Below are 14,115 nucleotides of genomic sequence, written 5' to 3' on the forward strand. Positions count from 1 at the left end.
GGTCGTTTAAAAACGCACCCCGTTAGGGGTGCATCATTTAATTAAAACTAACACAAACAATTATTTTTAAATCTAAATTTTATCGCCTAGGGTAATTTCTAGGCAGAAGGCGTGGTCACCTTTCTTTTCTCCAAGGTTTGCTATTTCAAGACCGTTATTGGTTTGCTTATATGCAATTTCATTATCTGATCCCAATAATGTAATAGATTTAATATCTAGACCCTCTGCGTTGGTGTTTCCTAAAGCCAAGGATTCAATGGTTACCGAATTGTTTTCTGGCCAGGCCAATAGAATGGCATAAAGTTTATTGTCTTTTTTAGTGAATCTAATATCTTGAGCCGTAAACCCTTTGTTTTCACCTTCAGAATGGTGCCCTTTTTTAACCTCGGTAGGTCCTTCACCAAAAACGGTCCAATATTCGGTGTTGTAAATAGCATCACCATTTACTTCTAACCAATCTCCAATTTCAAAAAGTATTTTTTGTTGATCTTCTGGAATGCTTCCATCTGCTTTAGGACCTATGTTTAAAAGTAGATTTCCATTTTTAGAAACGATATCGACTAAATCGTCAACTAGTTCATTGGTGTTTTTAGATTCCCAATTGGTAACATAGCCCCATGAGTTTTTACCTATGGAAGTGTCGGTCTGCCAAGGCAATTTTCTAATACCTGGCAATTTTCCTCTTTCTAGATCGTAGATAACAGTTCCTTCGGGAAAAGCCTCATGATCAAAATTCTTATCGTTTATGACTACTTCCTTGCCCCATTCTATACCCTTATTGTAGTAGTAAGCAGCAAGCTTAGGTCTGTATTCCTTAAAATCTGGTATGTCTAAATAGAAATCGAACCACAAAATATCTGGTTGGTAATTGTCAATTAAATCCACCGTTCTATTCCACCATAATTTCTTGAACTCTTCAGAAACAGGTTCGGTCAGATCTTTACCTTTTGCAGAATATAAATCCGCAAATTCAGGATCTGTAGTGTCAAAGTGGTCCTTTTTATTATAGAAAGACCAATTAAACGCATAGTGCGAAGAAGCGCCCATAATAAGACCTTCTTTGCGGCCTTCTTTAAATAATTCGCCCAGAATATCCTTTTTAGGTCCCATGTCTACTGAATTCCAACGTGTGGTATTGGACTTGTACATGGCAAAACCATCATGATGGTCTGCAACGGGTATGACATATTTAGCGCCAGATTTTTTAAAAATATCTATCCATTCTGCAGCGTTGAACTTTTCACCTTTAAACTGGGGTATAAAATCTTTGTACCCAAATTCCTTTTGATCGCCATACTTCTTTTTATGATATAGGTACACTTCATTTGGACCAAGTTGTTGGTGGTTCAATTGCGCTGAAAATGTAGCTGTATCCATATACATTCTTCTAGGGTACCACTCAGAACTATATGCCGGTACTGCGTATGCGCCCCAATGAATGAAGATTCCAAATTTTTGATCATTAAACCATTCTGGGTCCTTATAATTTTTCTTTATGGATTCCCAATTAGGCTCAAAATGTATTTCGGTTTCAACGGTTTCATTGTTATTTTTTTTCGATTCAGATTTGCATCCCGTCAGTATCAATAGACCGATCAATGGTAATACAAAGTACTTGCTCATATTCATATGGTAACGATTTATAAAAGGTATATCTAAGTAAGAGTTGCTAAATTCCGTTTTTTGTTTAATCAAGTTCGTAACAGATGTTTTAATGATTACAACAAATGGTTATCCTTGTTTTTTATTAGGTTTTATATGTATTTCTTTGAGATATATATAATTAATGTTATTAATGTTTAAATAAAAAGTAAAATTCATATGCAGTTGAAAATACGATGTTTGTGCGTGCTTTTATGTGCTGTTCAGTTTTTGATGAGTCAGGATAACAGCAAAAATTTGCCTAATATAATTTGGATTATGGCAGAAGATATTAGTTTAGATTTGGCGTGTTATGGTACCAAAGCGGTTAAGACGCCCAACTTGGACCAAATGGCGGCAGATGGCATTCGCTTTAGTAATTGTTTTGTGACCAACCCTATTTGTTCACCAAGTAGATCAGCCATGATTTTGGGTACACATCAACAAAAAAGCAATACCCACAATCACCGTAGTAATAGGGATGTAGTATTGCCAAAACCAATTGTTCCCTTTACGCAATTATTAAGGGATGCGGGTTACACCACTATTTTGGGACATAAAGACGTACGTGGCAAAGGAAGAAAAATCGATGTGAATTTTAAACATTCAGCTATTGGTACTTGGGACGGTGAATCAAATTTTGGTATTTATGATAAGTACGATGAGTTTCTGCCAAAAGATGCACCATTTTTTTCGCAGATAACCTTGAACGTAACACACAGGGGCGATTGGTGGGATGAAATCCGTGCAAAATCCAAACATCCTGTAAACCCCAATGATGTGGAACTGCCACCATATTTGGCGGATGATCCCGTAATTAGGTTAGATTGGGCGAAGTATTTAGATCAGATGGAATATATGGATGCTGAAATTGGAATGCTTTTTAAAGAACTGGAACAAAAAGGACTTGCCGAGAATACAGTAGTAATTTTTATAGGTGATAATGGTAGATGTAATATTAGGGGAAAGGGATATTTACACGATTCTGGCTTAAGAATTCCGTTATTGGTGAAATGGCCAAAAGGAATAGACAAGGGCCAGATAGATGACCGAATAGTAAGTTCAACAGATATAACGGCAACCATTTTAGATTTGGCACAGGTTAAAATTCCTGATTTTATGACCGGAAAATCATTTTTGGATGAAGATTTTGACCGAACCGAGGTATTTGCATCTCGCGATTTGTGGGATGAAATTCCGGAAAAAAGCAAAGCCATAACCACCAACAAGTTCAAGTACATCAGAAATTTTAAACCAGAGATTCCTTGGGATGCCCATCAAGCATATTTAGAATTTTATAGGCCTGCCGTGCACGTAATGCGAAGCTTAAAAGAACAGGGTAAATTGAATAAAAATGAATTACTTTTCTTCGGATTAAAACCGGCAGAAGAACTGTATGACTTAGAAAAGGATCCATTTGAACTGAATAATTTGGTTTTGGATGTTGAATATGCTGCCGTAGTACAAAAAATGAGACAGCAAACCTTAGATTATAATAAAGCCTTTAAACCAATCGGTGAGACTTATAACCCTGTACACGCCGAGTCTGTAGATGTTTTAAAATGGGTTAAAAAAGAGAGACCAAAAGATTACCAAAGAATGTTGGCTGGGGAAGAAATTGGGTTTCACAAAATGTCAAACGAATACAAGGAAACTATCAAATAATAGTAGTATGAAAAATGTTTTTTTAAAACAAATAGGGTGTATAATCGCCATCTTTATTGCAACAAGCTGTGGTGAGCAGAAAGAAAAAAAGGAAGAACAGCCCTCAAAAAACGAACAACCGAATATTGTCATCATTTATTTGGATGATTTGGGCTATGGCGATGTAGGGGCTTATGGCGCAACCGAATTAAAAACACCGAATATGGACAGGTTGGTCAATGAGGGGGTAAAGTTTACTTCCGGTTATGCCAGTTCTGCAACTTGTACGCCTAGTAGGTATGCATTGCTTACAGGTGAATATCCATGGCGAGTAAATGCGGCGATATTGCCAGGGACGGCACCATTGATAATAGATACCGATCAACCCACAATTCCTAAAATGCTAAAGAAGAAGGGATATCAAACAGGTATCGTAGGTAAGTGGCATTTAGGATTGGGCGACGGTAATGTAGACTGGAACCAAGAAATTACTCCCGGTCCCAATCAATTAGGTTTTGACTATTCGTACATATTAGCTGCCACGCAAGACAGGGTGCCAACAGTTTATATAGATAATGAAAAGGTAGATAATTTAGACCCTAACGACCCTATAGAAGTCAGTTATGAGGAAAATTTTGAAGGTGAACCAACAGGTAAGGATAATCCTGAGTTGACCACCATGAAATGGCACCATGGCCACAACCAAAGTATAGTAAATGGTGTGCCTAGAATTGGCTATATGAAAGGTGGAGAAGCCGCCAAGTGGAAAGATATTGATATGGCAGACCATTTTTTGGAAAAAGCTAAGACATACGTAGCTAGTCATAAAGACGCTCCATTTTTCCTGTATTATGCCTTACAACAACCACATGTGCCAAGAACGCCACATCCTAGATTTGTAGGTGCATCGGGTATGGGACCAAGGGGCGATGTAATCGTTGAGGCGGATTGGGTAATCGGCGAATTTTTAAAAGAACTGGAAACACAAGGTATCTTGGAGAACACGTTAATTGTCTTTACGAGTGATAATGGTCCTGTGCTAAATGACGGTTATTATGACAATGCCGTAGAAAAGTTGGGAGAACATACTCCGGCAGGGGGATTGAGAGGAGGAAAATATAGTCTTTTCGAAGCGGGCACAAGAGTGCCATTTTCGGTCTATTGGAAAGGAAAGATAACACCCAAAACATCTGATGCACTTGTTTGCCAAATAGATTTATATGCATCTCTTGCCGAACTAACAGGAGCAGAGTCTAAGTTACCCGATAGCAAAAATTTACTCAGCACATTTCTGGGGAAATCAGAAAAAGGCAGAGATCAGCTGATTATTGAGGCCGGTGGTAGAACCGCTCTTAGAAAAGGCGATTGGGCATTTATTCCGCCATATTCGGGCGCAGCCGTAAATACACAGGTGAATATAGAATTGGGTAATGATGAATCTTACCAATTGTATGATCTTAAAAATGATCTAGGTCAACAAACAAATGTAGCGGCAGAAAATCCTGAAAAATTACAAGAACTAAAATCAGTATATGAACGAATTAGAGGGAACGATAATGCAACGGTACCTGAGTTGGAATTACATTAATGGTAATTGTTAGTTTTATTTTGTTAGAAGCACCCGAGAGGGTGCTTTTTCGTTTAAGCAGAAGTCGTTTCAGTTGTAAGTTTCTATTGCAAGAACAAATGTTCTAAACCATGCAACACATGTTTTAAAAGTTTTAGTCATAAGAAGTTAACCCTTAGTTTTATTGGTGTAGAGCTTTAGAACGCAAATATGACAAAACCTTTTCAATTATGCATTTTACTATTTGGCTGTTTGAGTATTACCTGCAATGCCCAAAATTTGAAGAATAGTAATAAGCCGAATATAATTGTAATCTTAACCGATGACCAAGGTTGGTTAGATGTGGGGTTTAATGGAAGCACCGATATTCCCACGCCAAATTTGGATAATTTGGCAAAAGAAGGTGTCATTTTCAAAAATGGCTACGTATCGCATCCGTATTGCAGTCCATCCAGGGCCGGGCTGTTGACCGGTAGATATCAATCACGTTTTGGGCATGATTGTAATATGCCATATGATGGTGAAAATAATGCATCTGTAGGTACGCCACTATCTGAAAAGATGATATCGGAAGCTTTAAAAGAGCAAGGTTATACTACAAGCGCAATAGGTAAGTGGCATGTAGGCGATCATGCTGATTTACACCCTCCTCGGCAAGGTTTTGACCATTGGTTCGGTTTTGCAGGCGGTGCAATGAATTATTGGGGAAAATCCAATGGACCATTACGCACCATATTCAGAAATGAAAAAAAAGTACCGGAAAGCGAATTATCTTATTTAACGGATGATTTTACCAATGAAGCCATCTCATTTATAGAAAATAACAAGCAAGATCCGTTTTTTATTTACTTGGCGTACAATGCGCCACATGCTCCAGACCACGCAACCCAGCAATACTTAGAAAAAACTAAGCATATTGAATATGGCGGTAGAAGTGTTTATGCGGCCATGGTAAACGGGGTAGATGCAGGTGTTGGTAAAATTGATGCCTATTTAAAGGAAAAAGGGTTAAAAGAGAATACCATTTTGGTATTCTTGAGCGACAATGGCGGGCGTACCATGCATGCCAATAATGGTCCAAATAGAGGGCATAAGGGAATGTTGTTTGAAGGTGGCTTAAAAGTACCGTTCTTAATGGTTTGGCAAAATCATATTAAACCCAACGAAGCTTATGATGAGATTGTAAGTTCCTTAGATTTATTTCCTACGCTACTCAATGCGGCAGGGGGTAATGTTAAAGGTGAAAAACAGCTAGATGGCGTAGACCTTTTACCATTTTTAGATCAAAAGAATAAAAAGCCTCATGAGACTTTATACTGGCGGAGCGTTGGCGGATTTGAGTATGCCGTAAGACACCAAGAATACAAATTATACAAGAGCGCTTACAAAGGCAGAACTATGCTTTTTAATTTAGAAAAAGATCCCTTGGAACGTCATGATATTGCTGAAAACCATCCTGAGATTATGACAAAATTAAAAGCCTTATACACAGCGTGGGATAGCAAAAATGTGGCACCAGGTTGGGTAGACCCGCATCCGGAAAATGTCATTAAAGAGGAGAAGAATTTTAGAATGATCAGAGAAAAATCACTTAGACCAAAAAATTAAGTATATGAATGTAAATACCCATTTTGCCAGATCACTAACTATTTTGATTATTACGCTGATCTTTAGAGTGGTACAGGCACAAGAACAACCTAATTTTATTTTCATTTTAACCGATGACCAATCTTATGGTATGATGGGCTGTACCGGTAATGAAGTAGTACAGACTCCCAATATTGATAAGTTGGCAAAAGACGGTGTACTTTTTACGAACGCACATATTACCAGTGCCATATGTACGCCAAGTAGGGCAAGTATTTTAACGAGCCAGTTTGAACGTAAACACGGCGTAAATTTTAATTCTGGTACGAGTATGTCAGAGGAAGGGTGGAATAATACCTATCCTATGGTGCTTCGTGATAACGGATATTATTCTGGGTGGATAGGTAAAAACCATTTGCCTGTTGGTGATGGTGGTTATACCAGTGGTTTAATGGATAAAAGTTTTGATTATTGGTATGCCGGGCACGGTCATTTGACCTTTTACCCAAAAGACAGACATAAGATATTCAAGCATGCAAAAGATGATACTCAGGTAGAGATTATAAGCGAAGGAATTTCAGATTTCCTGTCTAACGAGCAAAAATTACAAGGTGCACAAAAGTTTTTAGATCAGCGACCAAAAGATAAACCATTCGTGCTTTCGGTCAACTTTAATTTACCACATGGTGCAAGCGTATCTACCATGGCACAGCGAGAAACCGATGATGAAATCTATAAAACTTTGTATGATGATGTAGACTTAAAATTGCCTAAGAATTACATTGCTAAAAAAGATATTGTACATCCTAAATTACCACCGGAAATTCACAAAACAAATGATAGACAAGAGGGGTATGATTATGTAGATTATCCAGATAGCCTGCTGACAAGGTATCAGTTACAATTACAGGCAATGACAGGCATTGACCGTATGGTGGGCGAACTTAGGGAAACGCTAAAAGCCCAAAAATTAGATAAGAATACCATTATCGTTTTTACATCTGATCACGGTTTATTTATGGGGCAATTTGGTATTGGTGGTAAAGCCCTTTGTTATGAAATAACTACGCATGTACCGTTAATTATTTATGATCCGAACGAAAAAAAATCGAATAGGGGTAGAAAGTCGAGCGCTCTGGTACAAAGCATAGATATTGCGCCAACTTTACTTAAAAAAGCAGGTATTCCGGTACCGGATACGTATCAAGGTAGCGATTTATCACCACTATTGGCACAAAAAGTAAGCGACGTCAGAGACTATTTATACACAGAAAATTTATGGTCTACCCAGTTTGGGAATCCAAGATGCGAAGCTGTTAAAGACAAGCGCTGGAAATATATTAAATACTACAAGAACGAAAATTTTTCGGCACAAAAAAAGATTGAGACAGCAAAGCAAATGGGCATTAAGATGACGGCGATGTTATACAAAGTCCATGACCCGGATATCGCCCTATATCGCTCATTTGTAGAGGGACCATTACAGGGCGAAAAAGCAGTTTATGAAGAACTGTTCGATCTGGAAAATGACCCAGATGAAACTACCAATTTAGCAGGGGTATCGGAACATGCTCCAATGTTGGAAAAATTGAGAACCGTGTGGAAAGAGAAAATAACCTTTGCCAGAGGAAATGAGGCACCAAAAGTGTTACGGTATACCTCTGATAGTGAAGCGGAACGTGGTGTAATCATAGAACCAAAATAATAGATAATTTACCAGCAATGACCGAACAAAATATCATCAAAAGCCTATATAGTCTTTTATTCATACTATTATTAACGGCACAGGCTTTCTCTCAAGAACTACCTTTTGGCTATCCAGATACTGAGCGTACCAAAATAAGTATCAATCAAGGTTGGAAATTTCACTTAGGGAATCCTGATGCAGCGTATTTTGAAAAAAATACGGATGATATCACCTGGGAAACCGTGAACGTACCACATACCTTGGCATTGACCTCTTTGGCTTTAGATGGTTTGCAAGATGAAAAAACACAGCTTAAGTTTCATAGAAATGTAGGTTGGTACAGAAGGAATATAATGGTACCAGAGAACAACAATAAAGTTTTTTTAGAATTTGAGGGGGTACATCAAGTAACCGATGTTTGGGTTAATGGTAAACATGTTGGTAAGCATGGTACAGGTGGTTATACACCATTTCATTTTGATATTACGCGGTATGTGGATAAAGGAAAAGAAAACCAAGTAACCGTTTTGGCAGATAATAGAAGAAGTATGGTAGTTCCGCCAGATCCAGGTCCTTTTGATTATGTAAAATTTAGTGGTCTGTATAGAGATGTGTATTTGGTAGAAAAGCATCCGGTGCATATTGGTTTTAATTGGGAAGCTAAGCGTGCCGGGGTAACCATAACTACGCCAACGGTAGATGTGGTGAACAAAAATGCGACCATAGATATTAAATCCGTCGTAAAAAATACCAGTGGCAAAACTGAAAATGTGACAGTGATCACAAGAGTTATAGATGCTGAAGGTCTGGTGGTGCTAAAGTTGATCGATGATGCAAACGTTGCTCAAAATAGCAACTATGAGTTTGACCAAATAGGAAGTTTAGAAGATAATGTTCAATTATGGGATGTTGAGAATCCTTATTTGTATCGCGTAAATACAGAGGTTTTGGTAAATGGCAAATCTGTAGATGTCGTGGAGAACAATTTGGGGATTAGAAAGTTTGAATTGAATCCCGATCGTGGATTTATGCTTAACGGCAAACCAATAGAACTTATGGGTTTCAATAGGCATCAGCACTTTCCATATATAGGCGATGCGGTACCAGATGCCCTACATTATAAAGATATGTTGCAGTTTAAAGAGTTCGGTTTTAACATTATGAGAACCGCTCATTACCCGCAAGATAATGCCATTTTAGACGCCTGTGATAAGCTGGGTATTTTGGTATATGAAGAAGCACCGTCGTGGATATCGATGAGTACGGATAAGGAGTGGTGGAACAATTTTGAACAATCGGAACGCGTTATGATCCGCAATCATAGAAATCACCCTTCCGTAGTAATTTGGGGAGGAGGAATCAACCACAGAGGGTATGTGCCTGTAGCGCACAATACCGCCAAACAAGAAGATCCAACAAGGCTTACCGCCTCACAGGGTTCACGGTGGACAGGTTGGCAAACATCTGGACTAACGGATATTAATGCAAATATGCTTTACGGACCATTTATCTGGGACCGTGCAGAACCTATGTTCGCTATGGAAGGGCATCATGGACCGGAAGCCTTGGCACCGTTTAGAAAAGATTCCCTAATGACAGGATTAATATCATGGACGGCCCATGCCTATTATACCTTTCACCCAACACACGATAAAGCTTCCAACAAAATAGACAGAACAAGAAGTGGCGGAATGACCATTTTTAGAAATCCAAGACCAGAGTTACATTGGTATAAGGCAGAGCTCGGAAAAGAACCTTTTATATATATGCTGGAAGACTGGAAAAAAGGGCAGGATTCCATCACGGTCTATAGCAATGCAGAAAACGTAGAATTAAGTGTAAACGGTAAAACGGTAGCTACCCAAACCTCCTCAAAAGATACTATTTATGATGGTTTACACCATGCGCCTTTTATATTTAAAAATTTAAAATATGCCGATGGTGAGGTTAAGGCCAAAGCCATTTTTAAAGATGGAAAAACCAAAGAAGTAGTTCATAAAACTCCGGGAAAACCCCATGCCATAGAATTAATGGTAGATACCGTAGGTAGAAAGTTTACGGCAGATGGTGCTGATATTCTTATGGCCTACGCTACTGTGGTAGATAAGAACGGCACTGCAATTAAAGAGTACAATGGTAAGGTTACTTTTTCTGTAAGTAAGAATGCCATGGTGGTAGGTGATAATGCGAATATCAATGCCAACCCTATGTTCACGGAATATGGTATTGCACCAGCATTGATTAGAGCAGGTACTACGGCAGGTGAGGTCAAAATTACGGCAAGTGCCAAAGGTTTAAAATCTGCCAATGCAAATGTGCAATTAACAGCCTATGACCCAAATGTTTTGGCAACGCATGCAAAAGCTATTTATGATTTTAAGAAAGTTAAAATAGACATGGGTGCCCATGACCAGTTAGTTCAATTCGGATGGGATTTTTGGCATGGTAAGGACGAGGAAAAAAGTAGCTATAAACTACCCCTTTTCAAAAACGCCGAAGTAAACCTGGCAACAAACAGCACTGATGGTGTTTTGCGCTGGTTGGGTGAAATGAACGTTATAGGTAAATACGGATTTGTGTATGGCGATGGTGTCCTTGGTATAGATGAAAATGGGTTAAGCATTAACTTTAAAGGACTATCAAAGGGAAAATACAAGTTGACCACGTACCACCATGCACCACAAAGTAATTCTGATGAAATGGATCCCAATAAGGATAAGTTGAAAGAAATACGAATTTTGAATATTCCCTACGAACGCAAATTAACCATATCGACCGGGGAGAATACCAAAGAAGTTAAAGTCACGGAAGGTAAAATGATGCAGTTTCAAGAACCAGGTAAAAGTACGATCCTATTTAATGTACAAGATGATGGTACTGCAAAAGTTAATATTCAAGGAACAGCAGGAAAAGGAATTTGGTTAAACGGAATAGAATTGCAAGAATGGAACAAATAATCAGTAGAAAGTCGGGAAATATTATACAATGTATTATCACGTGTTGCATGCTCTTTCTATTTATAGGTGAAGTGCATGGGCAACGTTATAGCCCAGAAAACGAAGATGTACGGGTTGGACCGCCAAAACCGCCACTAGGAAAAAGATGGGTCATGAACCCGGATTTTTCAGATGAATTTAATGGTACAGCGTTAGATACTACAAAATGGTTGGATCATCACCCTACTTGGATAGGAAGAGAACCGGGACTATTTATGAAATCACAAGTATCCGTTGGTGATGGTTACTTACAGCTGAAAGGCGAAATGATGAAAAAGGACACCACAATAAATGCCTATGGTAGCAACAGAACATTTTCAATTGCCGGTGCTGCGGTAGTTTCCAAGAAGAAAACACAGTTCGGGTATTTTGAAACAAAGGCAAAAGCCGCGGCAACTACCATGTCTACTACATTTTGGTTTTCTACCGTAGGTAGTTTTAAAGGACCTAACGGTTGTGATACATATGGCCTAGAATGGGATATTCATGAATCGGTTGGTAGATCAGGCGATTACAGTGGTAGCTATTTTGCAAGTGGAATGCACTCCAACAGTCACTTTTGGTATACTGATTGCGAAGGCGAGCGACATGACCGCAGGGCTGCTCAGGTAAGATTTGAAGATAACGAGGTAACCTCAGAAAATTTTCATGTATATGGTGGTTGGTGGCGTAATGAAAGTTCCGCTAGTTACTATTATGACCATAGAGAACCAAAACATCAAAAATTCTATGATAAGGTAAAGGAAAAACCATTTGATCAACCCATGTACATGCGTTTGGTATCTGAAACCTATCCTTTTCCTTGGATAGAACTTCCAAACGAAAAAGAGTTGTCCGATCCAAGTAAAAACGTAGTTTATTATGATTGGGTACGCGCGTATAAATTAGAGGATATTTCAAAGAAGATATCTCATAGCTCTTTAGAAAAGGAATTACAATTGTATGATGAAAGTGTCATTTTTGAGACTACGGAAATTACCTTAGGCAAGGTGTCTAACTTGGAAATTCCGATTTCCTATAAAGCAAACGAACCAAGGCAATTGGTTTTGGAAGTTTATAATATGGCCGATGAAAAAATAGCTACGGATAAGGTACAGTTGCTTGCTGGTTATGGTCATTTTCGCCATAAATTAAAGTTGAACAACACGTTGAATGCAGATACAGAATATCGTCTACTTGCCAAATTACAACCTGTTCAAGACGATGATAATACTATTTTAGACCGTAACAACCTTATTTTAAAGATTAAATAGCTTAATAATCGTCTTTTAGAACCATTTATATTCCTAAATGGGTCATATGTAGTGCTGGTTTCGTGCAAATCATCCTAATCTTGTTATAGACCTATCAGTTAGTTATCAGTGCTAAGGTCTCATAGCTAGACTGATACAGGAGATTAATTGTTCATAGGATTAAATCTATTTCAAATGATAAAACACATCGGTAAAAAACTAGGGATTATTGCTATAATATTAGGAGCAAGCTATCAATCACATATATATGGACAAAACGATAAATATGCAGAAACTTGGGAGTCTATAGCCCAGGCAAATGCAACGCCAGATTGGTTTTTAGATGCCAAATTGGGTATTTATGCACATTGGGGTCCGGTATCAAGTGCTTTTGAGGGAACCGAACCAAGCAAGCATTATGCAGGTTGGCATGGTATGATGATGTATAATGATGGTAAAATAGTTGAAACCAAAAACGGTAAACCCAGTAACAATTACCTCCATCATAAAAAGAAATACGGTAAACCATCAAAAAAAGGATATATAGAAATCATAGAAGATTTTTCTCCAACAGCTTTTGACGCCAAGGAGTGGGCAGATTTATTTGCAAAATCGGGGGCAAGGTTTGCCGGTCCTGTAGCCATGCACCATGATAATTTTGCGATGTGGGATAGTAAGGTAACCCGATGGAATGCTATGAATTATGGAGGTATTGATCCGTCTGCAGCACTAAAAAAGGAAATAAATGAAAAAGGAATGCGATTTATAGGATCTTTTCACCACGCATTTACCTGGAAATATTTTGGTCCTGCACACGCACACGGTAACATTGATCCTAAAGATTATGATTTGTATACCAACCCGCACAGTTTGGATAATGACACTCCAGATGAAGCTTTTAGGACAGCATGGTGGGCCGCCTTAAAGGAATATATTGATAATTACCAACCGGATATTATTTGGTTCGATTGGTGGTTAGAGAATCTACCGGAAGAAGACCGACTTAAGTTTTTAGCTTACTACTATAACAAGGGAAAGGAGTGGGGTAAGGAAGTAGCCGTTTGTTATAAAGAAGCAACCTTTAACGAAGATGTTGCTATCAAAGATTATGAACGCGGTAGACCAAATCAACCCAAACAGAATGCATGGCTAACGGATACTTCACCGGGAGCGTGGTTCTATAGACCCAATGCCAAATTTAAAACAGCCAATGAGCTCATAGATATACTTGCGGATATAGTAGCAAAAAACGGATTAATGTTGTTGAACGTACCACCAAACCCAGATGGTAGCATTCCACCGGAAATGCAAAAATTATTGACAGATATGGGAGCTTGGTTAGAAATTAACGGCGAGGCAATTTATGATACACGTCCATGGACCGTTTTTGGTGAAGGGCCCACTAGATTGCCAGAAGGTGGGCATAAAGTAGAGGAGAAGCTAAAAATAGAATACAATGAGAACGACATAAGATATACCAAGAAAGGCGATAAAGAATTTTTTGCCATTGTATTAGACGAGCCCAAAGGCGATGTAATCATGAAAACGTTGTCTACTGATATTGGAGCATTGAATTCAGCTATTCTAGAGGTGCAACTAATTGGTAGTGCCGAGAAATTAAAATGGGAGCGCAATGAGAAAGGTTTGGTCATTCAAAAACCATCCTCTTTTCCTACGGAATATGCCCATGCTTTTAAAATTACTTTAGAAGGTTACAAAGAGAATAATATTGGTGGAGATGTAGAGGCGCATATAGATTAA

Annotated in this window: 8 protein-coding genes; 7 read left to right on the forward strand and 1 reads right to left on the reverse strand. The window is 38.5% G+C overall.

From position 1 onward, the window contains the following. Positions 1-72: 72 nt before the first annotated feature. Complete coding sequence (locus PXC01_RS13235) at positions 73-1,629, reverse strand: alpha-L-fucosidase (protein WP_276472959.1); 1,557 nt, start codon at positions 1,627-1,629, stop codon at positions 73-75. A gap of 246 nt (positions 1,630-1,875) precedes the next feature. Here PXC01_RS13235 and PXC01_RS13240 point away from each other — a divergent pair, with 246 nt between their 5' ends. From PXC01_RS13240 to PXC01_RS13270, 7 genes are all read left to right on the forward strand, one after another. Further along, positions 1,876-3,306, forward strand: a complete 1,431-nt coding sequence (locus PXC01_RS13240) for a sulfatase-like hydrolase/transferase (RefSeq protein WP_276472763.1) — start codon at positions 1,876-1,878, stop codon at positions 3,304-3,306. A 7-nt stretch (positions 3,307-3,313) separates the two neighbouring features. Beyond that, the gene (locus PXC01_RS13245) at positions 3,314-4,873 is read left to right on the forward strand and encodes a sulfatase family protein (RefSeq protein WP_276472764.1); all 1,560 of its coding nucleotides are present in this window, start codon (positions 3,314-3,316) and stop codon (positions 4,871-4,873) included. Between the two features lie 258 nt (positions 4,874-5,131). Beyond that, positions 5,132-6,460: a sulfatase-like hydrolase/transferase gene (locus tag PXC01_RS13250; protein ID WP_276472765.1), complete on the forward strand. Its 1,329-nt coding sequence runs from the start codon at positions 5,132-5,134 to the stop codon at positions 6,458-6,460. Between the two features lie 4 nt (positions 6,461-6,464). Further along, complete coding sequence (locus PXC01_RS13255; protein ID WP_276472766.1) at positions 6,465-8,144, forward strand: sulfatase-like hydrolase/transferase; 1,680 nt, start codon at positions 6,465-6,467, stop codon at positions 8,142-8,144. 17 nt (positions 8,145-8,161) lie between these two features. After that, entirely contained in the window at positions 8,162-11,083 is a 2,922-nt protein-coding gene (locus tag PXC01_RS13260; protein ID WP_276472767.1) for a glycoside hydrolase family 2 protein, read from the forward strand. Positions 11,084-11,130: 47 nt separating this feature from the next. Then, positions 11,131-12,375 carry a family 16 glycosylhydrolase gene (locus PXC01_RS13265; RefSeq protein WP_276472768.1) on the forward strand — a complete coding sequence of 415 codons (1,245 nt, stop codon included), beginning with the start codon at positions 11,131-11,133 and terminating at the stop codon, positions 12,373-12,375. Positions 12,376-12,549: 174 nt separating this feature from the next. After that, a complete protein-coding gene (locus tag PXC01_RS13270) occupies positions 12,550-14,115 on the forward strand; it encodes an alpha-L-fucosidase (RefSeq protein WP_276472769.1) in 1,566 nt (521 codons plus the stop codon).

This window comes from Maribacter huludaoensis (genome assembly GCF_029350945.1).
GTDB classification, from domain to species: Bacteria; Bacteroidota; Bacteroidia; order Flavobacteriales; family Flavobacteriaceae; genus Maribacter; species Maribacter huludaoensis.